This is a genomic window from Candidatus Omnitrophota bacterium (assembly GCA_030650275.1).
In the GTDB taxonomy this organism is placed as follows: Bacteria; Omnitrophota; Gorgyraeia; order Zapsychrales; family Fredricksoniimonadaceae; genus JACPXN01.
In genome coordinates this window covers 64,208-84,969 of the sequence record JAUSEK010000021.1, presented here as the reverse complement: position 1 = coordinate 84,969, position 20,762 = coordinate 64,208, and the positions used below count along the sequence as shown (strand labels likewise).

Genomic DNA, 20,762 nt, shown 5'->3' with positions numbered 1-20,762 from the left:
ACTGATTTTCATGCCAAGAATGCGTGATGAATTTTTGACCGTATCGGAGTTGAATCATTTCATCCGCGACGTGCTGGCCAGCGGATTCCCCCAACCGATATGGGTGTGCGGGGAGATCCAGGGCTATGACCGCGGCAAGGACAAGAAACACGTCTTTTTTGAACTGTGCGAAAAAGACCCCGCCACCCATGAGATCATTGCGCGCGTGGGTCTGGTCATTTTTGCCACCCGCCGTCCCGCCATTGACGCTATCCTGCAAAAAGCCGAGAACGCCTTCGTCCTTAAGGATGACATTGAAGTCAAGTTTTCGTGCAAGGTGGATTTTTATCCCGGCCACGGCCAGGTGCGCCTGATCGTTGAGAACATTGACCCTGTCTATACGCTGGGCAAGATCGCGCAGGACCGCCAGCGGCTGATCGCGCTGTTAAAACAAAAAGGAACGCTGGACCGGAACAAGAAATTGACCATGCCCCGCGTGCCGTTGAACGTGGGTCTCATCACGTCTTACGATTCCGCGGCCTACCATGATTTTCTGGATGAACTAAAAAAAAGCGGTTATGGTTTTCGTGTTTTTGCCATCAATGCCGTGATGCAGGGCAAGAACGCGGAAAAGTCGGTTGTCAGCGCGCTTAAGACCTTAAATGCTGTTGGAGATTTGGATGTGGTTGTCATCACCCGCGGGGGCGGTTCCATCGCGGAATTGAGCTGTTTTGACAGTTCCATGATCGCTGAAGCAATAGCGGCATCGCGCCTGCCGGTCTTAAGCGGCATCGGCCATGAGATCAATACAACGGTGACTGATCTGGCCGCGCACACCTTTGCCAAGACCCCGACCGCAGTGGCGCAATTTTTGGTCAACCGCGTGCGGGAATTTTTGGGCGACCTTCAGTCCCGCGCCCTGGCTTTGCAGTCCGGAACTAAGGATTTCTTTAAAGCGCATCACGAACACATGGCGCGCAGGATCGAGACCTTGATCCGGGTGCCGGTCACGGTGGCCAAGGCATCCCGTTTGGCGCTGGCTTCCCGCGGCGATGGGCTAAAGAAAACAATTCATTTGCGCCTTCAAAATTCACGGGCTAAAATACAGGCATATCAAAAATTGGCGGAAATGGCTGACCCGAAGAACACGCTCAAGCGGGGTTTTAGCATCACCCGCGATGGCCGCGGCAAGGCCGTCAGGTCCACCGCTGTTTTAAAACCGAAACAGGAGATCACGACCGAACTGGCCAACGGTGTTTTTACCGCCGAGGTCAGGAAGGTCCGTTAAGGACATGGCCCAGGACATCAAATACGCGAAAGCTGTTGAGCGCCTGGATGAGATCATAGGCCAGATCGAGAGCGAAGACATTGACGTGGACGAGTTGTCGGTGAAGGTCAAGGAAGCGGTGGAGCTCATCAAGGTCTGCAAGGCCAGGATCAACAAGGCCGAGATGGAAGTCAAGAAAGTGGTTGAAGATTTCGCCAAAGAAGCCAAGGACAACGGATGAATCAGGAGGTGCTTATGGCCGCGTTGTACACCATCCTTATTATTCTGGTCTGTTTTTTGGTGTTTTTGAACATCTACCGTATTTGGTCCATCAATGACGCGCGCCGGCGCGGCAGACTTCCCACCAAAGGCAAGGCCACCATGTATGATGTCCGGTATCTTTTGATGGAAGGGGAAAAAGAACTGGCCACCCGTGTTTATTGTGATATTTTTAACGTCCCCATGACCAGGGCCAGGAAAGACGTGGAAGAGCTCCAACGGTCCCTGAAGGTCTGAAACAAACCCCATGACGGATTGCGTGTTTTGCAAGAATTTGCCCAAGGTCCTGGAAAATGATCTGGCCTACGCGTTGTATGACATCAAGCCGATCACCAAAGGACATATGCTGGTCGTGCTCAAACGCCATCACGCGACGGTGTTCGAGTCAACACCCGCGGAATTGAACGCCGCTTTTGATCTGTTGGCCAAGGCCAAGGCCATTGTCCAGAAAGAGCACGGCCCCGATGGGTATAATGTCACGGCCAATTGCGGACCTGCCGCCGGCCAGGTGGTCATGCACGCGCATTTTCATCTCATACCAAGGTACAAATAAATGCCTAAGAAATTCCATTGGATCAATGCGGGTCAATACGAAGACATCAAATACCACAAGATGGACGGCATTGCCAAGATCACCATCAACCGTCCCCGGATGCGCAATGCGTTCCGCCCCCAGACCGTGGATGAGATGTCCCATGCCCTCAATGACGCGCGCATGGATGACAAGACCGGGGTCGTTATCCTGACGGGCGAGGGCAAGGAAGCGTTCTGTTCCGGCGGAGACCAGAGCATCCGCGGGAATGCCGGGTATAAGGATGCCAAAGGGGTCAATCGCCTCAATGTCCTGGATTTCCAGCGGCAAATGCGCACCTGCCCCAAACCCATCATCGCCATGATCGCCGGTTACGCGGTGGGCGGCGGGCATATTCTGCATTTATTGTGCGACCTTTCCATTGCCGCGGACAATGCAAAGTTCGGCCAGACCGGTCCCAAGGTCGGTTCTTTTGACGGCGGATATGGTGCCAGTTATATGGCGCGTATTGTCGGGCAAAAAAAGGCGCGGGAAATATGGTTCTTGTGCCGCCAGTATAATGCCAAACAGGCCCTGGACATGGGCCTGGTCAATACCGTTGTTCCTTACGCGCGTCTGGAACAGGAAACCGTGGGCTGGTGCAAAGAAATTCTTGCCAATTCACCGATGGCCATCCGTTGTCTTAAAGCGGCCTTGAATGCCGACTGCGACGGGCAGGCCGGTCTGCAGGAACTCGCCGGCAATGCCACCATGCTTTTTTATATGACACAAGAAGGCCAGGAAGGCCGCAACGCTTTCATGCAGAAACGCAAACCCGATTTTTCCAAATTCCCCAAGCGTCCCTAGGTATGGATCCATGGATCTTAGCCAGTCGTCCTAAAACCCTGCCCGCGGCCATAGCCCCGGTCATGATCGGCACAGCCATGGCCTTCGGCGACGGCGTGGGGCATTTCCCATCGGCATTGGCCGCGCTTTTTGGGGCGTTGTGCATTCAGATCGCCACCAATTTCACCAATGATTATTGTGATTTTAAGAAAGGCGCGGATACCTTGGACCGTTTAGGACCCGTGCGCGCCACACAGGCCGGTTTAGTATCTGCGCGCGCGATGATCTCTGCGGCCATCCTTGTTTTTCTTTTGGCGGCACTGGCGTGCGTTTATCTGGTATTTCGTGGCGGCAGCGCCATTGCCATCATCGGTGTTGTTTCGGTCCTGTCCGGTATTTTTTATACGGCCGGGCCCAGGCCTTTGGCCTACATGGGATTAGGAGAGTTGTTTGTTTTTATATTTTTCGGCCCTGTTGCCGTTGCGGGAACATATTTTGTTCAGGCCCTGGAGATCAACATGGCCGTTGTGGTGGCCGGCTTGGGGACCGGATTCTTATCCTGCGCCATTTTGGCTGTCAACAATTTGAGGGACATTGACGGTGACGCAAAAGCAGGCAAGATGACGCTGGCCGTGCGTTTTGGAAAGGCCTTTGCCGCCAGGGAGTATCTTGTTTGCATCATGGCCGCGTCGCTGACCCCTTTTGCCGTGAATTTGATCACCAAGGACCATGACGCCATCGCGGCCGCTTCGCTCGTCGGCATTATGGCCATCGGCGCTGTCCAGACGGTCTTTACCGGCCAAGGCGCCGTATTAAATAAAATCCTCGCCCGCACCGGCGTTTTGCTTTTGGTCTACAGCGTTTTGTTTTCCGCGGGGTGGGTGTTGTGCAGCCGCTGACCGTTGTCCGATCCTCGATCGTTCCCTACACATTTGATTTTCAAAACCCTTTTATGTTTGCCGGTACGACGCTCAACCAGCGCACCGGATATATCCTTGAAATCATTGCATCCAATGGTTTGAAAGCCCGCGGGGAGATCGCCCCTTTGCCGGGCGTGAGTGTTGAAACGCTCAAGAAAGCCCATCACGATCTGGTTGAAGCCCGATCCCATTTGAAGGACTTTAAGGTTGTTTTGGATAAAGACGGATTGATCACCTCTTTGAGGGATTCTGCTTTTTCCGGGCTTTGTCCGTCGGTGCGTTTCGGAGTGGAATCCGTATTGTTTGGTCTGGCGGCGGGTGCGCGCGCTGTTTCTTTGGCGGAATTCTTGGGCGGCATTTTGCAAGACGTGCCCACCGCGGCTTTATTGCAGGGCTCGCATGAGCAGGTTCTCGCCGACGCGCGGATTTTAAGCGGCCGCGGTTATCAGGTCTTCAAATTAAAAGTGGGGAGTCGCAATATTCCTTTGGATGTCAAGAAAGTGCGGGACTTACGGGCCCTCATCGGCAGGCAGGGGAGCATCCGTTTGGACGGCAACCGCGTGTGGGGTCTAAAAGAAGCCCTGCTGTTCGTTGATCTGGCCGGCCGCGCGCAAATTGAATTCATTGAAGAACCGTTGAGCGATATGGGAAAAATAGGGGAATTTTATCAGGCCGCGCAGATGCCGGTGGCCCTGGATGAAACATTGTCCCTGTCTGTTGACAGCCAAGCCGTGAAGTATTATGTTTTAAAACCGACCGTTTTAGGCGGTATCATTCCGTGCCTGGATTGGATGGAAAATGCCCGCCGCAACGGGAAGAAGGTGGTCATCAGCTCCGCCTTTGAATCACCCGTGGGGTTAAAGGTCTTGGCCAATCTGGCGTGTTTGACCGGAACAACCGCTGGTCTGGGGACTGAGCGCTGGCTCAAAGGCGTCGAGCCGCTTGCCGACGCCGGCGGTATTATCCGTAAGGAAAAACTGCGATGATCATCTGGGGCACGCGGCGTATTCAAAGGCCTCAACTGGATGCGCATATTTCTTCCTGCGTCCGGCAATTGAAGGGCATGGGTATCAAGGCGGGCGAGCGTGTGGCATTAAGCGCTCCCACAAGCGCGGAATACATTGTTTTGCTTTTGTCTTTATGGCGGATGAAAGTCGTGGCTTGCCCCGTTGATCCCCATTGGCCTTCTAAAATGGCGGACGCCTATAGCGCTCGGATCAATGTCCGTCATTTTTTTAAGGGAGGCGATGTCCAAAAGGCGGTTTGTTTTGATGCGCGCCAACCCGCGCCGGCTGTTTCCGGTGATGATCTTGCCCTGGACCAGGAAGTCACGGTGATCGCCACCTCCGGCACCAGCGGTGAACCTAAAGCCGCGGTGCATACGTGGGGTAATCATTTTTACAGCGCCAAGGGGTCGCAAGAGATGATCCCGTTGACGGCATCAGACCGGTGGGTGTTGTCTTTGCCTTTGTATCATGTGGCGGGCATTGCTGTTATTGTGCGTTGTTTTTTGGCCGGCGCGTCTGTGATCATTGCAACAGACAAGGATTTAATTTGTGCCATTGAACGCAACCAGGCCACACATGTTTCCTTGGTCCCTGCGCAATTGTATCGGATGCTGGAGGATCCCAAAAACCACCCGGTTTTAAAGTCCTTAAAATGCATTTTGCTTGGCGGCAGCGCCATTGGGAAAAATTTGATCGAGCGTTCTTTGTCCCTGGCTTTACCGGTTCACCTTAGTTACGGTTTGACGGAAATGTCTTCACAGGTAGCGACCGGAAAACCCGCGGATGCAAAAACTCCGTGCGCGAAGGTTTTGCCGTACCGGAAAATGCGCATTGCCTCCGACGGGGAGATCTTAGTCAAAGGCGAGACCTTGTTCAAAGGATACGTGGCCGGGCCGCGCTTGCATTTGCCGCTGACGCCTGATGGATGGTTTCAAACCGGGGATTTGGGAGTTTTGGACGCCCAAGGATGTTTAACGGTGCTTGGCCGCAAGGACAATATGTTCATTTCCGGCGGGGAAAATATACAGCCGGAGGAAATTGAGAGGGCGCTGTTGGCCATTGAAGGGGTGGAGCAGGCCGTGGTTGTGCCCAAAGAGGACAAGGAATTCGGCCATCGGCCTGTGGCTTTTGTTAAATTTTACGGGCAGACGATCGACCCTGAATATTTAACAGATATCCTTAAAAAAGAACTGCCGCGTTTTAAGATACCGGATGTTTTTTATCCATGGCCGCAGGATCTGGAGCAGGGCATGAAAATTTCGCGGCAAGACCTGGTTGTCCGCTTAGGACGTTTTTGAGTATTTTTCTAAAGCCCGGCGCAGGGAAGCTGGTAAAGGTGTTTTCTTGCCGGTTTTGGGGTGGATGGTGACATGGACGGTTTTGGCCGTCCCGACAATGGCGTTGCCGCGGCGGATGACGTATTCAAAGGCAAAGGATGTCCGGCCGATGTGTCCGACCCTGATGGTGATATGGAGGGAGTCACCGACGGTCAAAGCAGTTTTGTAATCTGATTCCGCGTGGACAATGGGCAGGAAATAACGCCCGCTTTTGAGCATGGCCGGGAAACCGAAATCAAGTTTCTCCAGAAACATTTCATAGGCGTCGTGGACGATCTTGAATTGATTGGCGAAGAAAATGACGCCGAACGCGTCGGTATCATGCAGATGGATCCTGGTTTTGTACGTGAACATAAGCCGATTATAACATCGATTGACAAAGTGGACAAAGATTGTAATAATTCTTTCCCTAATCATACCAGGAGGATTTTATGAGCAAGAAAATGAACAATAAAGCCTTGATCGCTGAATTCATCGGCACATTCACCCTGATCTTTATCGGTGTGGGCGCCATTGCCGCTGACCATATCACCGCCGGGGCATTGGGCCTGACAGGCATTGGGCTGGCGCATGGCCTGGCGATCGCGGTGATGATCTCCGCGACCGCGGCGATCAGCGGCGGCCATTTGAATCCCGCGGTGACCATCGGTCTTTGGACAGCCAAAAAGATCGATACGGTCAATGCCGCCGGTTACGTGGCTGCTCAATGTTTGGGCGCCATTGCCGCGGCCTTCCTTATTAAAATGGCGGTCCCGGCCGAAGCATTGGCCACGGTGAATATGGGGACACCGGCTTTGGGTAATGGTGTTTCCGCGAGCATGGGCCTGATCACCGAGATCATTTTGACGTTCTTTTTGGTTTTTGTTGTTTACGGCACGGCCGTGGACGCGCGCGCTCCCAAGGTCGGCGGCCTGTTCATCGGCTTGGCGGTGGCTTTGGGCGTTTTGATGGGAGGGCCGATCTCCGGAGCGGCCATGAACCCGGCCCGTCATCTGGGTCCGGCGCTTTTAGGCGGCGGTTTGCAGAACATCTGGATCTATTGGGTGGGGCCGGTGTTGGGCGGCATTTTAGCGGCCCAGGTTTATAAAACACAATTAGAAAAATAAATGGAAGGAGACACAATGCCTGAACGCACAGGTTTAACAACGATGAAAGGCAATCCTCTGACCCTTTTGGGCAACGAGGTGAAGGTGGGGGACATGGCCCCGGATGCCACCCTGGTGGCCAATGACCTTTCCGAAGTGAAATTGTCCTCTTTCAAGGGAAAGAAAGTGATCATTTCAGTGGTCCCGTCGCTGGATACTCCGGTCTGCGACCTTCAGACCAAACGTTTTAACCAGGAGGCTTCCAAACTCGGCGATGTGGTCGTGGTCACCGTCAGCAAGGACTTGCCTTTCGCGCAAAAACGCTGGTGCGCCGCGGCCGGGGCAACGGCGGTCAGGACCCTGTCGGATTACCGCGGCAATTTCGGCGAGATCTACGGCGTTCTCCTCAAGGGGCTTAATCTTTTGGCCCGCGCCATTTTTGTCATTGATGCTGCCGGCAAGGTCTGTTATGTCCAATTGGTCAAAGAAGTGGCCACGGAACCGGATTATGAAGCGGTATTAAAAGCCGTTCGTTCTTTATAATTAAGGTAGCACCTGCCTTCTCGAAAGAAGGCAGGTGCTACCTATTTAACCAGGAGGTGTCTTATGGCTTACACATTACCCGCTTTGACTTACCCTTATAATGCTTTAGAGCCGTACATCGATGCCCGCACCATGGAGATCCACCACACCAAACATCATCAGGCCTATATCAATAACGTGAACAACGCCATCAAAGGCAAGTCGGACCTGGAAAGTAAGAGCGTCGAGGAATTGATCACCAATTTGAACGTGGTCCCCGAAGATATCCGCAATGCCGTGCGCAACAACGGCGGCGGTCACGCGAATCACACCTTCTTTTGGACCATCATCGGCCCCAAGGCCGGCGGCGCTCCCATCGGTAACATAGCCGCAGCCATCAACCTGGCCTTCGGTTCTTTTGACGTGTTCAAGGAAAAATTCGGCCAGGCGGCAACGACCCGTTTCGGCTCCGGATGGGCGTGGCTGTCGGTCACCAAAGACGGAAAACTGGAAATATCCTCAAGCGCCAATCAGGACAGCCCGGTCATGGAAGGCAAGGTTCCCGTCCTTGGCATTGACGTCTGGGAGCATGCCTATTACCTCAATTACCAGAACCGCAGGCCCGATTACATCGCGGCATTTTGGAACGTGGTCAACTGGCAGGAAGTGGAAAAGCGTTACAAAAATTCAAAAAAAGTTTGACTTTGCTATTTTTAATACATACTATATGTAGTGTTGTTTGAGCATTTGATGTATACATATAGTGTTTTTTCATTTTTTATTCATCAGGAGGATTGATCCATGTCCGCTGAAACCATCACCTCCGACATCAAAGTCCAGAAACGCAACGGCCAGATCATTGAGTTCATTCCTCTGCGCATTGCGCACGCGGTGGCCAACGCGTTCAAGGAACAGGCGGGTTTGCCGCGTGAATCAGAACTGACCGAACAGATGATGGCGGATGCCAAAAAGGCGGCGGACTGCGTGACAGCTGTTTTGCGTGAACGCGGGTCCCATAAGGCCTTTTTGACGGTGGAAGAGATCCAGGATGAGGTCATCCGGCAATTGTATGAGAATGGTTTTAAAGAAGTGGCGGAGCGTTATGCCAGTTACCGTCGCCATCATGCCGCGCACCGGCAATTGTTCGAACTGTATTCCGTCATCAAGCGCTCCGGCAAGGTGGTGTCTTTCAAGCAGGAGAAAGTCACGCTGGCCATCGCCAAGGCGCTCATTGCCCATAATAGAGGCGTTTATAATGAGATCCTGGTGGAAAAAGCGCATGAATTGAGTGAAAAGGTCGTGGGGGAGGTCCGCACCCGCTGGCCGGATGGCAAAGCGATCCAGATCGAAGAGATCCAGGACATTGTTGAGAAGGTGATCATGGCCGCCGGTTATCATGAGGTGGCCAAGCGTTACATCATCTATAGGGAAGAACGCGCCAAGAACCGGCGCGGCGCCCTGGTCCAGATGGAAGAAAATGTTGAGTGGGCCAAAAATCTTGTCATTAAAAATGACAAGGCCGAAGAGCGTCCCATCGACTTGGACGAGGTGCGTTTCAAGTTTGAGACCTGCTGCAAAGGGCTGGCGGATGTTTCCGTCGACATTTTGTTCAGGGAAGCGGTCAAGAATTATTACAACGGCATGACCGAGCGGCAAATGGCCCTGGCCAATATCATGGCCGCGCGCGCGTTCATCGAAAAAGAGCCAAATTATTCTTTTGTGGCGGCCCGTTTATTGCTGTTGATGGAATATCACGAGGCCCTGGGGTATGAGGCGTCTTTTGAGCGCATGCGCGCCGAGTATCCGGAATATTTCGCCCAATACATCCATCAGGCCGTGCAGTGGGAATTATTGACACCGGACTTAAAGCAATTCGACCTGAAATTTTTGGGCAAGAACATTAGCCCTGAGCGGGATTTTATTTTCCGTTATATGGGCCTGCAGACCCTGTATGACCGTTATTTCATCCACTGGCAGGACAGGCGCATTGAACTGCCGCAGGTATTTTGGATGCGCGTGGCCATGGGCTTGGCGGTCAACGAAGGCCAGCAGAAAAACGCGCGGGCCGTGGAATTCTACAATATCCTGTCCACGTTCCGGTTCACGTCTTCCACTCCGACGCTGTTCAATTCCGGAAGCCGCCATCCGCAATTGTCTTCCTGTTTTTTGACCACCATCGAGGATGATCTCGGGCATATTTTCAAATGCATCCAGGACGACGCGCTGTTGTCCAAATGGAGCGGCGGGCTTGGCAATGACTGGACCAGCGTGCGCGCCATGGGCTCGCGCATCAAGGGCACCAACGGCAAAAGCCAGGGGATCATCCCGTTTCTGAAAGTGGCCAATGACACGGCTTTGGCGGTCAATCAGGGCGGCAAACGCCAGGGCGCCATGTGCGCGTATCTGGAAGTGTGGCATCTGGACATCGAGGAGTTTCTCGAATTGCGCAAGAATACCGGCGATGACCGCCGCCGCACCCATGACATGCACACCGCCAGCTGGATCCCCGATCTTTTTATGAAAAGGGTCAAAGCCAACGCGGATTGGACCTTGCTGACCCCTTCCGAAGCGCCGGACCTGCACCATCTGTATGGTCAGGCCTTCGAAAAACGCTACGAAGAATATGAAGAAATGGCCCGCCAGGGCAAGATCAAGTGTTTTAAGGTGGTGTCGGCCGTGCAATTGTGGCGCAAGATGCTCAACATGCTTTTTGAGACGGGCCATCCGTGGATCACCTGGAAAGACCCTTCCAACATACGTTCTCCCCAGGACCACGTGGGTGTGGTGCACAGTTCCAATTTGTGCACAGAGATCCTTTTAAATACGTCGAAAGAAGAAACGGCTGTTTGTAATCTGGGGTCTGTCAATTTGGGTGTCCATGTCACGGCCCAGGGTATTAATTTTAAGAAACTCCAGGAAACAGTGACCACGGCCGTGCGCATGCTGGATAACGTCATTGACATCAACTATTATCCGACGTCGGAAGCCCAGAATGCCAACCAGCATCATCGTCCGGTGGGGCTTGGGATCATGGGTTTCCAGGACGCGCTTTATCATCAGAATTTGAGTTACGCGTCCACGGAAGGGGTTGAATTCGCCGATGCCAGCATGGAGGCTGTTTCCTATTATGCTATTCTGGCTTCAACGGTTTTAGCCCGGGAGCGCGGCGCGTATTCGACCTACAAGGGTTCCAAATGGGACCGCGGGTATTTGCCCATGGACACCTTGGAATTGCTGGCCCGGGAACGCGGCGGTTATCTGGATGTGGATCGCACCCAGCGTATGGATTGGCAGCCGGTGCGTGACGCGATCAAGGCCCATGGCATGCGCAATAGTTTAGTCATGGCCATTGCCCCGACAGCGACCATCGGCAATATCGTCGGTGTCACCGCGTCCATAGAGCCCGTGTACAAAAATGTGTTCGTTAAAAGCAATCTGTCGGGCGAATTTACGGTCATCAATGAGTATCTGGTCGAGGATCTGAAGAAACTGGGGGTCTGGGACCAGGAAATGATCGATGACATCAAATATTTTGACGGCAGCGTCCAGGAAATTCCCCGCATCCCGGCTGTTTTGAAGGCCAAATACGCCACTGCTTTTGAGGTGGATTATGAATGGATGGTGGAGGCGGCCAGCCGCCGGCAGAAATGGATCGATATGGGCCAGTCCCTGAACCTCTACCAGGCCAAACCCAGCGGCAAGAAGATCAGCGACATGTACATGTTCGCCTGGGAAAAAGGCCTTAAGACAACGTATTATCTGCGTTCCATGGGCGCTACCCGCATTGAGAAAAGCACCCTGGACGCGGCCAAATACAATGATATGGTCGGCCAGCGTCCGCGCGACGATAAGGGGCATGTCGTGGACGCCGCGGTCAAAGCCACTGCTGAACCTGTTCAGGATTGTGAAGCGTGCCAATGAACCCTACCCCCGAATGCGCCGGCGGGATCCGCATGACCCGCGATCGTGTTTCAGCGGACAATAAGCGGATCATTCTTAACAACCGCACGGTGGACGTCAACCAGTTGGTCCCCATCAAATACAAATGGGCATGGCATTTTTATCTGGACGGCTGCGCCAATCACTGGATGCCCACCGAGGTTTCCATGCAAAGGGACATTGAGCAGTGGAAGAGTCCCAACGCTTTTACCCCGGATGAGCGTCATGTCATCAAGCGCAATCTGGGTTTCTTTTCGACGGCGGAAACCCTGGTCGGCAACAATATCGTCCTGTCCATTTACAAGATGGTGGACAACCCCGAATGCCGCCAGTATTTGCTGCGCCAGGCGTTCGAGGAAGCCATCCACGTTCACGCGTTCCAATACATCGTTGAATCCCTGTCTTTGGATGAAGCGGAAATTTTCAACATGTACCGCGAGAACAAGGCCATTTATGAAAAAGACGAGTTCTCGATGAGCTGTACCGACGGGATCATCGACCAGAATGTGGACCTGACCACGAAGGAGGGCCTGCAGAAATTCATCGATAATCTGGTGGCTTTTTACGTGGTGACCGAGGGCATCTTTTTTTACAGCGGCTTTGTGACCATGCTGTCTTTCGGCCGCCAGAACCGCATGCCCGGCGCCTGCGAACAGATCCAGTATATCCTGCGCGATGAGAGCATCCACATGAATTTCGGCATTCAGTTGATCAACACCATCATTGAGGAAAATCCGTATTGCTGGACCACCCAATTCACGGATTATCTGATCACGCGGATCAAGCGTGCCGTGGAATTGGAGGTCAATTATGCCCAGGAATGCCTGCCACGCGGGGTCCTGGGATTGAATGTCCCGCTGATGCGCGAATACGTGCAGTATATTGCCGACCGGCGCCTGGAAAAATTGCACCTGCCGCGCCAGTACAATTCCAGCAATCCGTTCCCGTGGATGAGCGAGGTCATTGACCTCAAGAAAGAGAAGAATTTCTTTGAGACCCGCGTGACCGAATACCAGACCGGCGGCGCGTTGGAGTGGTGATCGGGAAAACGTTTTCTCAAAGACCCCCCAAAGGGTGGCATATGCTGCGGCGGCATGCCATACTTTAAGTAGAGGAATTCCATAAGGGAATTCTTTAAAAAGGAGGGGCCTATGAAACACATGTTATCATTCTTCATTGCCGCAGTTGTCACAGTTGTTTTTGCCGTACCGTCATTCGCTTATCCCAGACCTGTGGAGAAGCTCAAAGACGGTGTAGTGGCCGTGATCAAGTCTCCGCTGCAGATCAAAGAGCATGCCATGGCTGAAGCCAAGGACGGGTCGTTTTTGCTGTTTTCTTTGCCGGCTGGGCTGCTCAAAGGCAGCTGTTATATGGTCAGGGACATGGTAGGCGGCGTCCTGGATATTGTGACGTTCCCTATCGATAAGTGATCACGCCAGCTGTTGCTTTTATCAGAACAGCTCAACGTCCCGCTAAAAGCGGGACGTTTTTTTGTACCCATTTTCAGTTGTTTCCGTCAGGGAATATGCTATACTAAAAACGATGATGAACAATAGGCAACACCAACGTTTTCCGTTCAGGGAAAGTGTCGGGTATCAAATAGGGGAAGCCCCTTTAACCGGCTCTTTGTCCGGCGACATCAGCGAAGGGGGCTTGTGTTTAAACGTCCATGAATTCATACCGCTCAATACCATTGTCCGCCTGCAGATCCATGTTTCTGATCCCGAGCGCGTTCTGGCCGCGCAAGGCCGTGTGATCTGGGTCCGGGAGGTTCCCCAGAGCGAACGTTATGACGTCGGGATCGAGTTTGTTGTCGACCAGGATACAGGCCCCGTCCTCCGCAATTATGTTTCCTCCCATCGGTTCAATATCGAATAGTATTTTGAAAGGAGCATTAGAAGTATGGCCGAAGAAGCGAAAGCCGTTGTTGTTGAAGAAGTGAAGAATTGCCCGTCGTGCAAGAAGCCCCTGAAAAGGGCAAGGCGTTTTTACCGTAACGGCGCGTATTATTGCAACAGCAATTGTTTTAAGAAAGTCCAGGCCGAGGCCAAAACTGCTGCTGCCGAAGCCAAAGCTGCCGCCGCTGAATCCGAAGCTGCTGCTGCCCAGGCCTCCGCCAAAGGCGGATCCGCCTCCGGCGGAAAAGACGCATCTGCTGAAGTCCCGCCCGAAACATCTGCCGAGACCCCCAAGGAGTAAATGTGTCATCCCCACAACCGATAGGACTTGAACGCCGGCGGCACGCGCGTCTGGAACATGCCGTTCCGGTCAAAATATCAAGCGGCGATTTTGACATTGTCACCCAGACCAGGAACATCAGCTGTTCCGGCGCCTTTTGCCAGGTCAGCAAGTATTTGGCCCCGATGACGAAGCTGAAGGTCCATTTGCTGCTGCCTTTGCGTTCGGGCACAAAGACCGCTTCCAAATGCATTGATTGCGAGGGGGTGGTGGTGCGCGCGCAATCGGCGCCGCAGGGGGATTGCTTTAACACCGCGATCTTTTTTAGCGATATCAAATCCCGCGACAGCGCGGCCATCGCGCGGTTCGTGGCCTCATTTTAGGAGCGTATCATGGAACAAGCCATTGCTTTATCGGTCACCCCGTTACAACTTTTGCTGGCGCTGGCCTTTCAGGTCTGGATGATCGTTTTTCCGATCCTTCTTATCCGCAAGATCAATTATCTCACGGACTTGCTGCACGAGCATATTGATGGTCCTCATGATGACGCGCCCAACAACTGATCCTGCGATCCCCGTCCTGTTCGAGGATGGAGATTGCGTCGTTTTTGACAAGCCGCCCGGGCTTTTGGTGATCCCGACCCCTAAAGGGGAAAGCCGCACCCTCGCTGCGCTGGCTGACCGGCAATTCCCCAAAGATCATTTGCATCCCGCGCACCGGCTTGACCGCGACACGTCCGGCGTTATCCTTTTCGCCAAGGGCAAAAATAATCAGCACAAGCTCATGGGCCTGTTCAAGGAAAGACGCGTGAAGAAGGATTACATCGCTTTTGTCCACGGCCGTATCCATCCGGCCCAAGGGGATATCCGCGTTCCCGTCAAGGACCGTTATAAACCATCCGCGCCGGCCGTCAGCGCGCTGACCCGTTATCGCGTTGTGGACCATCACAAGGACTTTACCGTCGTGGACGTGCAGCCGGTGACCGGACGCACCAACCAGATCCGCATCCATTTTTCCAAAGTCGGTCATCCGCTGGTCGGCGAGGACGTGTACGCGTTGCGTAAGGATTTCGTTTTGCGTTTCAGGCGCACGGCGCTTCACGCCGCACGTCTGGAGTGGCCGTCATTGTCAACGGGAAAAATACAGGTCGTCGCCTCGTCCTTACCCAGGGACATGGCGGAATTTTTAGAAAAGAACCCATAACACAGGAGAATCCATGGACGCTCATTTAACGCTCAAGGAATGGGGCCAAACGTGCCACGCCATCGCCAAAGAAAAAGGGTTTTGGGACAAGGAACGTAACGTGGGCGAGGCGCTGATGCTCATTGTCACCGAATTGGCCGAGGCCATGGAAGCCCACCGCAAGCAGGACGACGCGAATTTCCGCGAGGAATTGGCCGACACCTTCATCCGGCTTTTTGACCTGTGCGAGGGGTTGGGTGTCGACATTCAAGGCGAGATCATCAAGAAGAGTGAAGCGAACAAAAACCGTCCCTACAAGCATGGCAAGGTCTGTTAACAGGATCGGGCGGCAAACCTCTGATAGAAAGGCCTATGATGAATAAGATCATTTTATCCATTCTGTTTTTATGCATGGCCGGATGCGCCACGGTCAACATCCCTAACTATATTGACCCGCAGCATCCGTATGTGCGCAAAGTGTATGGGAATTATGATGCCATTGTTACCGCTGTCAGGCAGGTCCTGGCGGATGAGGGCTGGGCGGTCCAAAGCGAAACCAGTCCGTCCACGTATGAGCGCGATGACAGCGCACAGAACAGCACAACCGGCGGCGTTTTGCTTTTCACCTCCGTTAAACAGCATTCCAAGTTTTTGTATTCTTCCTACACGCATTTGAACGCCTTTATCCGCCCCATGGCCGACGGCGCCCAGGTGGAAATACGTTATGCCTGCCTGACCCCTTTGGGGATCAAACAATTCAAGGGAACGCGCAATGATAAACTGGTTGATCGGATCCTGGACGCCGTTGAGCGCCGCAGCGAAAGCATTTCCTCCCCATGAACCGTTTTGAACTCAAAAGTCCTTTTGAGCCGGTGGAGGAACAACGCAGGGCGGCCGCGGCCCTGGTCCAGGGCCTTCAGGAGGACAGGCAGGCCCAGGTGCTTTTGGGCGTGACCGGTTCGGGCAAGACGTTCACGATCGCCAACGTCATCAACGAAGTCCAGCGCCCCGTTCTGGTCATTTCCCACAACAAGACCCTGGCCGCCCAGCTGTACGGCGAATTCAAAGAGTTCTTCCCGCGCAATGCCGTCGAGTATTTCGTCAGTTATTACGATTATTACCAGCCCGAGGCCTACATTCCGCAAACCGACGTCTATATTGAAAAGGACTCGTCCATCAACGACCGCCTTGACCGTCTGCGTCTGGCGGCCACGACTTCGCTCATGTCCCGCCGGGACGTGATCATCGTGGCCAGCGTTTCCTGTATTTATAATCTTGGTTCACCGGAGGACTACCAGAACTACATGGTCCGTCTCACCAAAGGCCAGCGCATTGAGCGTGACCAGGCGCTGGAGCAATTGATCGGCATCCAATACGAACGCAACGACTATGAATTCACGCGCGGACATCTGCGCGTGCGCGGGGACGTGGTGGAGGTCTACCCGGCTTACCGGCAGGATGCTTTGAGGTTTGAATTTTTGGACGATGAGATCGAAAAGATACGCCAGATCGACCCGGTTTCCGGCCATGTCATTGCCGAGCTGGATGCCGCCGCTGTTTATCCGGCCAAACATTTCCTGGTGTCCCCGCCGCGCTTGGAACAAGCGCTGGTGGATATTGAAGAGGAGCTCAAAGTGCGCCTGGAAGAGCTTAAGGCCCAGGGCAAACTTCTGGAAGCCCAGCGTCTCAACACGCGCACCCGTTACGACATGGAAATGCTCAAAGAAATGGGAATGTGCAAGGGCATTGAGAATTATTCGCGGGTCCTTTCCGGCCGTCCGGCGGGCTCGAGGCCGTTTTGCCTGATCGATTATTTCCCTAAAGATTTTCTAACGGTCATTGATGAAAGCCACGTCACCGTCCCCCAGCTGGGCGGGATGTATGAGGGGGACCGTGCCCGTAAGGAAATGCTGGTGGCCCACGGGTTCCGTTTGCCGTCGTGTCTGGACAACAGGCCTTTGAAATTTCACGAACTGCAGGGTATGATAGGTCAGCGTATTTACGTGTCCGCCACCCCCGGGCCCTATGAGCGCAAGGAAGCGCTGGGAAGGACGGTGGAACAGGTCATCCGTCCGACGGGGATCGTGGACCCGCCCATTGTCGTGCGGCCGACACAAGACCAGGTGGATGACCTGGTCCGCGAATGCCGGACGCGCGCGAAACGCGGCGAGCGCGTGCTGGTGACGACATTGACCAAACGCATGGCCGAGGACCTGTGCGCGTATCTGGAGGAGGCGGGGCTTGCGGTGAAATACCTGCATTCGGACATAGAGACCATTGACCGCACTAAGATTTTGCAGGACCTGCGGCTTAAAAAATTTGATTGCCTGGTGGGTGTCAACCTTTTGCGCGAAGGGCTTGATCTGCCGGAGGTGTCTTTGGTGGCGATCTTTGACGCGGACAAGCAGGGGTTTTTGCGTTCGCAGACCGCGCTCATCCAGACCGCGGGCCGCGCCGCGCGCAACATCAACGGGGAAGTGGTGATGTATGCCGACACTGTTTCCGCGGCCATGACAGGGATGATCGCTGAATGCGAACGCCGGCGAAAGATCCAGATGGACTTTAACGTTCGCCATGGCATCACGCCTACGAGTGTGGTCAAGGCCATCAACCAGGGCATTGAACAATGGGCCGAGGCCGAGGCAACGGTCATGGCCGCTGCCGGTCAAACAGAGGAAGAATACGAAATGGGCCGGCATGTCCAGGAACTTGAGCGGCAGATGGAATCAGCCGCCCGTAACCTGGAATTTGAGAAAGCCGCCCGGATCCGCGATAAGATCAAGGAGTATGACAAAAATGCTTTTAGCCATTGATATCGGCAATACGACCATTGCTTTGGCCGCAGTCCACAAAGGGAAGGTCAAGACAGTCCAACGCATGGACACCCCGCCGTCAGGCGGGAACCCAAGGGTTTTGGTTTTGCGTTTAAACAAGGCCTTGGCGATTTTCCGTAAAAAGGGCTATATTCTCAACAAGGGGATCCTCTGCAGCGTTGTTCCGAAAATATTGACAGTTGTGGAGCGAACTATAGTCAAATCAATGGGTTTTGAACCAGAAGTGGTGGGACGTGACGTGATCGTTCCCATTAAAAACCGGTATAAAAATCCCAAACAGGTAGGCCAGGACCGTTTGGTCGGCGCTTACGCGGCTTTACGTTTATATGGTAAGCCGCTGATCGTCATTGATCTGGGGACAGCCATTACCTTTGACGTGGTTTCAGCCAGGGGAGAGTATTTGGGAGGGGCCATTGTGCCGGGCCTGCGTTTATCGGCTGAATCTTTGTTCTTAAAGACCGCGCTTTTGCCTAAAATCGTCCTTAAGGCGCCCGGGAACATTATAGGGAAAACCACCGAAGAAAGCATCTTGAGCGGCCTTTTTTACGGTTATGGCGCTTTGTGCCAGGGGATGGTTGATCTGTTGAGCCGGCGTGTAGGGGCGAGGTCGCCTCGCCCTCATGTGGTCATGACCGGCGGCCACACCCGTCTCATGAAAAAATTTGTCTCCCCAAAGATCCGCATTATCGATGAGAATTTGGTCTTCAAAGGGATGGCTTTGTTGGTCTCGCCTTAAAAATTTCTTGACAAAATTTTTGATTTAGGTATATTAGCACTCTGCGATAATTAGTGCTAAGCAGAAAATTTCTGAATTAACTAATTAAGGAGGAGTTTATGGCGATTCAACCGTTAGCAGACCGTATTGTGGTCAAGGCCTTGGAAGCCCAGGAAGTCACCAAGGGCGGCATTGTCCTGCCGGATACGGCCAAGGAAAAACCCCAGGAAGGCAAAATCGTTGCGGTGGGCAAAGGCAAAATTTTAGACAGCGGAGAAGTCCGCAAGCCGGAAGTCAAGGTGGGCGACCGCGTTTTGTATGGCAAATACAGCGGCACCGAGATCACGACCAAGGACGGCGAAGAATTGTTGATCATGAAGGAAGAAGATATTTTTGCGATCGTAAAATAAATTCTAAAAAATCACGGAGGATTTTAAAATGGCTAAGCAATTATTATTCGACGACGAAGCGCGTCGCAAGATCTTGCGCGGGGTTGAGCAATTGTCCCGCGCGGTCAAGGTCACGTTGGGCCCCAAAGGCCGCAATGTTGTGGTGGACAAGAAATTTGGTTCCCCGCTGATCACCAAGGACGGCGTGTCAGTGGCTAAGGAAATCGAACTGGAAGACCCCTTTGAGAACATGGGCGCCCAGATGGTCAAGGAAGTGGCGGAGAAGACCTCCGACATTGCCGGTGACGGCACCACCACCGCGACCGTTCTGGCCGAAGCCATTTACCGCGAAGGGTTAAAGAACGTCACGGCGGGTGCCAATCCCATGGCCCTCAAGCGCGGCATTGACAAGGCGGTCGCGAAAGCCGTTGCCAAATTGGAAAAACTTTCCAAAAAAATAGACCTCAAGAATTCCAAAGAAGTCGAGCAGGTGGCCAGCATCGCCGCCAACAGCGACAGCATTATCGGCAAGAAGATCGCCGAGGCCTTTGAGAAGGTGGGCAAGGACGGCGTCATCACCGTTGAAGAAAGCAAGACCATCAACACGGAATTGAAGATCGTTGAGGGCATGCAGTTTGACCAGGGCTATCTTTCACCCTATTTCTCCACCGATATGGAGAAAATGGTGTGCGAACTGGAAGACGCGCTGATCCTGCTGTATGAAAAGAAAATTTCCAGCATCAAGGACATCCTGCCGGTCCTGGAAAAAGTCGCCAAGGGCGGCCGTCCGCTGGTCATCATTTGCGAAGAAGTGGAAGGGGAAGCGCTGGCGACCCTGGTCGTCAATAAAATGCGCGGCACCCTGCATTGCGTGGCCGTGAAAGCCCCGGGTTACGGCGATCGCCGTAAGGAAATGCTCAAAGACATTGCGGTGTTGACCGGCGGTCAGGCCATCACCGAGGATTTGGGTCTTAAACTTGAAAACGTGGACCTGCCGGACCTGGGCCGCGCCAAGAAGATCAAGATCGACAAGGACACGACCACCATCGTTGAAGGTCAGGGCAAACAGGCCGACATCAAGGGCCGCATCGCCCAGATCAAGAACCAGATCGACGGCACTGATTCTTCCTATGATAAGGAAAAATTGCAGGAACGCTTAGCCAAACTTTCCGGCGGGGTGGCCATCATCAATGTGGGTGCTGCGACCGAAAGCGAAATGAAGGAAAAGAAAGCCCGCGTCGAGGACGCCCTGCACGCGACCCGCGCGGCCGTGGAAGAGGGCATTGTTCCCGGCGGCGGTGTGGCGTTGCTGCGCACCCTCAAGGACATCGCTGATATGGATCTTGAAGGGGATGAAAAGACCGGCTCCGAGATCGTCCTGCGCGCCCTTGAGTCACCCGTGCGCCAATTAGCGTTCAACGCCGGTTTGGAGGGCTCTGTCATCGTCGAGCGTCTTAAAGCCGAGAAGGACAACAGCATCGGGTATGATTTCGAAAAAGACGAGTACACGGATATGTTCAAGTCCGGCGTCATGGATCCCACCAAGGTCACCCGCACCGCGTTACAGCATGCGGCCAGCATTGCCGGCTTGCTGTTGACGACCGAGTGTCTGGTCACCGATCTTCCGGAAAAGGAAAAGGCCCCGGCCATGCCGGGCGGAATGCCGGGCGGCGGTATGGGGGGGATGTACTAAAAGAAAGTGATCAGATAAGTTTTAATAATAAAAAGGGGACACTTTATGGTGTCCCCTTTTTTATTCGTTGACTTTTTAT

The 20,762-nt window shown here is 53.6% G+C and carries 26 protein-coding genes; 25 read left to right on the top strand and 1 reads right to left on the bottom strand.

All coding sequences use genetic code 11. The features are described from left to right. The first annotated feature begins 10 nt into the window (after window positions 1-10). From xseA to menE, 8 genes are read left to right on the top strand one after another with little or no spacing between them, the layout of a single operon-like run. Window positions 11-1,267 (top strand): exodeoxyribonuclease VII large subunit, encoded by a 1,257-nt coding sequence (xseA, locus tag Q7K71_05840; protein MDO8675617.1) that lies wholly within the window; start codon window positions 11-13, stop codon window positions 1,265-1,267. A gap of 4 nt (window positions 1,268-1,271) precedes the next feature. Next, the gene (xseB, locus tag Q7K71_05835; protein ID MDO8675616.1) at window positions 1,272-1,487 is read left to right on the top strand and encodes an exodeoxyribonuclease VII small subunit; all 216 of its coding nucleotides are present in this window, start codon (window positions 1,272-1,274) and stop codon (window positions 1,485-1,487) included. Window positions 1,488-1,501: 14 nt separating this feature from the next. Continuing rightward, on the top strand, window positions 1,502-1,762 hold the full coding sequence (locus Q7K71_05830; protein ID MDO8675615.1) for a hypothetical protein: 261 nt from the start codon (window positions 1,502-1,504) through the stop codon (window positions 1,760-1,762). 10 nt (window positions 1,763-1,772) lie between these two features. Beyond that, entirely contained in the window at window positions 1,773-2,078 is a 306-nt protein-coding gene (locus Q7K71_05825) for an HIT family protein (protein MDO8675614.1), read from the top strand. Next, on the top strand, window positions 2,079-2,903 hold the full coding sequence (gene menB, locus Q7K71_05820) for a 1,4-dihydroxy-2-naphthoyl-CoA synthase (GenBank protein ID MDO8675613.1): 825 nt from the start codon (window positions 2,079-2,081) through the stop codon (window positions 2,901-2,903). Between the two features lie 2 nt (window positions 2,904-2,905). Then, window positions 2,906-3,781 carry a 1,4-dihydroxy-2-naphthoate polyprenyltransferase gene (locus Q7K71_05815; protein ID MDO8675612.1) on the top strand — a complete coding sequence of 292 codons (876 nt, stop codon included), beginning with the start codon at window positions 2,906-2,908 and terminating at the stop codon, window positions 3,779-3,781. Continuing rightward, window positions 3,769-4,788 (top strand): o-succinylbenzoate synthase, encoded by a 1,020-nt coding sequence (gene menC / locus Q7K71_05810; protein MDO8675611.1) that lies wholly within the window; start codon window positions 3,769-3,771, stop codon window positions 4,786-4,788. The genes Q7K71_05815 and menC overlap by 13 nt, the downstream gene beginning before the upstream one ends. Next, complete coding sequence (gene menE, locus Q7K71_05805; protein ID MDO8675610.1) at window positions 4,785-6,107, top strand: o-succinylbenzoate--CoA ligase; 1,323 nt, start codon at window positions 4,785-4,787, stop codon at window positions 6,105-6,107. Before menC ends, menE begins: the two co-directional genes overlap by 4 nt. On the opposite strand, the gene Q7K71_05800 is transcribed toward menE, so the two are convergent. Then, entirely contained in the window at window positions 6,093-6,500 is a 408-nt protein-coding gene (locus Q7K71_05800) for a thioesterase family protein (protein ID MDO8675609.1), read from the bottom strand. The two genes, menE and Q7K71_05800, sit on opposite strands and share 15 nt — an antisense overlap. Before the next feature lie 89 nt (window positions 6,501-6,589). Between Q7K71_05800 and Q7K71_05795 the strand changes: the two genes are divergently transcribed. The 17 genes from Q7K71_05795 (at window position 6,590) to groL (ending at window position 20,683) form a co-directional block, all read left to right on the top strand. Next, the gene (locus Q7K71_05795) at window positions 6,590-7,252 is read left to right on the top strand and encodes an MIP family channel protein (protein ID MDO8675608.1); all 663 of its coding nucleotides are present in this window, start codon (window positions 6,590-6,592) and stop codon (window positions 7,250-7,252) included. Window positions 7,253-7,267: 15 nt separating this feature from the next. Beyond that, the gene (tpx, locus tag Q7K71_05790) at window positions 7,268-7,774 is read left to right on the top strand and encodes a thiol peroxidase (protein ID MDO8675607.1); all 507 of its coding nucleotides are present in this window, start codon (window positions 7,268-7,270) and stop codon (window positions 7,772-7,774) included. A gap of 63 nt (window positions 7,775-7,837) precedes the next feature. Next, window positions 7,838-8,455, top strand: a complete 618-nt coding sequence (locus Q7K71_05785) for a superoxide dismutase (protein ID MDO8675606.1) — start codon at window positions 7,838-7,840, stop codon at window positions 8,453-8,455. A 99-nt stretch (window positions 8,456-8,554) separates the two neighbouring features. After that, window positions 8,555-11,674 (top strand): ribonucleoside-diphosphate reductase subunit alpha, encoded by a 3,120-nt coding sequence (locus tag Q7K71_05780; GenBank protein ID MDO8675605.1) that lies wholly within the window; start codon window positions 8,555-8,557, stop codon window positions 11,672-11,674. Beyond that, window positions 11,671-12,732 (top strand): ribonucleotide-diphosphate reductase subunit beta, encoded by a 1,062-nt coding sequence (locus tag Q7K71_05775; protein ID MDO8675604.1) that lies wholly within the window; start codon window positions 11,671-11,673, stop codon window positions 12,730-12,732. Before Q7K71_05780 ends, Q7K71_05775 begins: the two co-directional genes overlap by 4 nt. Before the next feature lie 111 nt (window positions 12,733-12,843). Then, a complete protein-coding gene (locus Q7K71_05770; GenBank protein ID MDO8675603.1) occupies window positions 12,844-13,122 on the top strand; it encodes a hypothetical protein in 279 nt (92 codons plus the stop codon). A gap of 112 nt (window positions 13,123-13,234) precedes the next feature. Next, a complete protein-coding gene (locus Q7K71_05765; protein MDO8675602.1) occupies window positions 13,235-13,570 on the top strand; it encodes a PilZ domain-containing protein in 336 nt (111 codons plus the stop codon). Window positions 13,571-13,594: 24 nt separating this feature from the next. After that, on the top strand, window positions 13,595-13,891 hold the full coding sequence (locus Q7K71_05760; protein MDO8675601.1) for a hypothetical protein: 297 nt from the start codon (window positions 13,595-13,597) through the stop codon (window positions 13,889-13,891). A 2-nt stretch (window positions 13,892-13,893) separates the two neighbouring features. Next, window positions 13,894-14,253 (top strand): PilZ domain-containing protein, encoded by a 360-nt coding sequence (locus Q7K71_05755; GenBank protein MDO8675600.1) that lies wholly within the window; start codon window positions 13,894-13,896, stop codon window positions 14,251-14,253. 9 nt (window positions 14,254-14,262) lie between these two features. Then, complete coding sequence (locus Q7K71_05750) at window positions 14,263-14,433, top strand: hypothetical protein (GenBank protein ID MDO8675599.1); 171 nt, start codon at window positions 14,263-14,265, stop codon at window positions 14,431-14,433. Further along, window positions 14,411-15,073: an RNA pseudouridine synthase gene (locus Q7K71_05745; protein MDO8675598.1), complete on the top strand. Its 663-nt coding sequence runs from the start codon at window positions 14,411-14,413 to the stop codon at window positions 15,071-15,073. The genes Q7K71_05750 and Q7K71_05745 overlap by 23 nt, the downstream gene beginning before the upstream one ends. Window positions 15,074-15,086: 13 nt before the next feature. Continuing rightward, window positions 15,087-15,389: a nucleotide pyrophosphohydrolase gene (locus Q7K71_05740; GenBank protein ID MDO8675597.1), complete on the top strand. Its 303-nt coding sequence runs from the start codon at window positions 15,087-15,089 to the stop codon at window positions 15,387-15,389. A 35-nt stretch (window positions 15,390-15,424) separates the two neighbouring features. After that, window positions 15,425-15,892, top strand: a complete 468-nt coding sequence (locus Q7K71_05735; GenBank protein ID MDO8675596.1) for a hypothetical protein — start codon at window positions 15,425-15,427, stop codon at window positions 15,890-15,892. Beyond that, on the top strand, window positions 15,889-17,865 hold the full coding sequence (gene uvrB / locus Q7K71_05730; GenBank protein MDO8675595.1) for an excinuclease ABC subunit UvrB: 1,977 nt from the start codon (window positions 15,889-15,891) through the stop codon (window positions 17,863-17,865). Before Q7K71_05735 ends, uvrB begins: the two co-directional genes overlap by 4 nt. Beyond that, the gene (locus Q7K71_05725; GenBank protein MDO8675594.1) at window positions 17,840-18,622 is read left to right on the top strand and encodes a type III pantothenate kinase; all 783 of its coding nucleotides are present in this window, start codon (window positions 17,840-17,842) and stop codon (window positions 18,620-18,622) included. The genes uvrB and Q7K71_05725 overlap by 26 nt, the downstream gene beginning before the upstream one ends. 98 nt (window positions 18,623-18,720) lie before the next feature. Further along, window positions 18,721-19,011 carry a co-chaperone GroES gene (gene groES, locus Q7K71_05720; GenBank protein ID MDO8675593.1) on the top strand — a complete coding sequence of 97 codons (291 nt, stop codon included), beginning with the start codon at window positions 18,721-18,723 and terminating at the stop codon, window positions 19,009-19,011. Between the two features lie 28 nt (window positions 19,012-19,039). After that, entirely contained in the window at window positions 19,040-20,683 is a 1,644-nt protein-coding gene (groL, locus tag Q7K71_05715; protein ID MDO8675592.1) for a chaperonin GroEL, read from the top strand. Window positions 20,684-20,762 lie beyond the last annotated feature (79 nt).

Excerpts from the sequence above, each read along its gene's own strand:
- xseA (MDO8675617.1), top strand. The coding sequence starts at position 11 with ATGCCAAGAATGCGTGATGAATTTTTGACCGTATCGGAGTTGAATCAT.
- xseB (MDO8675616.1), top strand. The coding sequence starts at position 1,272 with ATGGCCCAGGACATCAAATACGCGAAAGCTGTTGAGCGCCTGGATGAG.
- Q7K71_05830 (MDO8675615.1), top strand. The coding sequence starts at position 1,502 with ATGGCCGCGTTGTACACCATCCTTATTATTCTGGTCTGTTTTTTGGTG.
- Q7K71_05825 (MDO8675614.1), top strand. The coding sequence starts at position 1,773 with ATGACGGATTGCGTGTTTTGCAAGAATTTGCCCAAGGTCCTGGAAAAT.
- menB (MDO8675613.1), top strand. The coding sequence starts at position 2,079 with ATGCCTAAGAAATTCCATTGGATCAATGCGGGTCAATACGAAGACATC.
- Q7K71_05815 (MDO8675612.1), top strand. The coding sequence starts at position 2,906 with ATGGATCCATGGATCTTAGCCAGTCGTCCTAAAACCCTGCCCGCGGCC.
- menE (MDO8675610.1), top strand. The coding sequence starts at position 4,785 with ATGATCATCTGGGGCACGCGGCGTATTCAAAGGCCTCAACTGGATGCG.
- Q7K71_05800 (MDO8675609.1), bottom strand. The coding sequence starts at position 6,500 with ATGTTCACGTACAAAACCAGGATCCATCTGCATGATACCGACGCGTTC.
- Q7K71_05795 (MDO8675608.1), top strand. The coding sequence starts at position 6,590 with ATGAACAATAAAGCCTTGATCGCTGAATTCATCGGCACATTCACCCTG.
- tpx (MDO8675607.1), top strand. The coding sequence starts at position 7,268 with ATGCCTGAACGCACAGGTTTAACAACGATGAAAGGCAATCCTCTGACC.
- Q7K71_05785 (MDO8675606.1), top strand. The coding sequence starts at position 7,838 with ATGGCTTACACATTACCCGCTTTGACTTACCCTTATAATGCTTTAGAG.
- Q7K71_05780 (MDO8675605.1), top strand. The coding sequence starts at position 8,555 with ATGTCCGCTGAAACCATCACCTCCGACATCAAAGTCCAGAAACGCAAC.
- Q7K71_05775 (MDO8675604.1), top strand. The coding sequence starts at position 11,671 with ATGAACCCTACCCCCGAATGCGCCGGCGGGATCCGCATGACCCGCGAT.
- Q7K71_05770 (MDO8675603.1), top strand. The coding sequence starts at position 12,844 with ATGAAACACATGTTATCATTCTTCATTGCCGCAGTTGTCACAGTTGTT.
- Q7K71_05765 (MDO8675602.1), top strand. The coding sequence starts at position 13,235 with ATGATGAACAATAGGCAACACCAACGTTTTCCGTTCAGGGAAAGTGTC.
- Q7K71_05760 (MDO8675601.1), top strand. The coding sequence starts at position 13,595 with ATGGCCGAAGAAGCGAAAGCCGTTGTTGTTGAAGAAGTGAAGAATTGC.
- Q7K71_05750 (MDO8675599.1), top strand. The coding sequence starts at position 14,263 with ATGGAACAAGCCATTGCTTTATCGGTCACCCCGTTACAACTTTTGCTG.
- Q7K71_05745 (MDO8675598.1), top strand. The coding sequence starts at position 14,411 with ATGATGACGCGCCCAACAACTGATCCTGCGATCCCCGTCCTGTTCGAG.
- Q7K71_05740 (MDO8675597.1), top strand. The coding sequence starts at position 15,087 with ATGGACGCTCATTTAACGCTCAAGGAATGGGGCCAAACGTGCCACGCC.
- Q7K71_05735 (MDO8675596.1), top strand. The coding sequence starts at position 15,425 with ATGATGAATAAGATCATTTTATCCATTCTGTTTTTATGCATGGCCGGA.
- uvrB (MDO8675595.1), top strand. The coding sequence starts at position 15,889 with ATGAACCGTTTTGAACTCAAAAGTCCTTTTGAGCCGGTGGAGGAACAA.
- Q7K71_05725 (MDO8675594.1), top strand. The coding sequence starts at position 17,840 with ATGACAAAAATGCTTTTAGCCATTGATATCGGCAATACGACCATTGCT.
- groES (MDO8675593.1), top strand. The coding sequence starts at position 18,721 with ATGGCGATTCAACCGTTAGCAGACCGTATTGTGGTCAAGGCCTTGGAA.
- groL (MDO8675592.1), top strand. The coding sequence starts at position 19,040 with ATGGCTAAGCAATTATTATTCGACGACGAAGCGCGTCGCAAGATCTTG.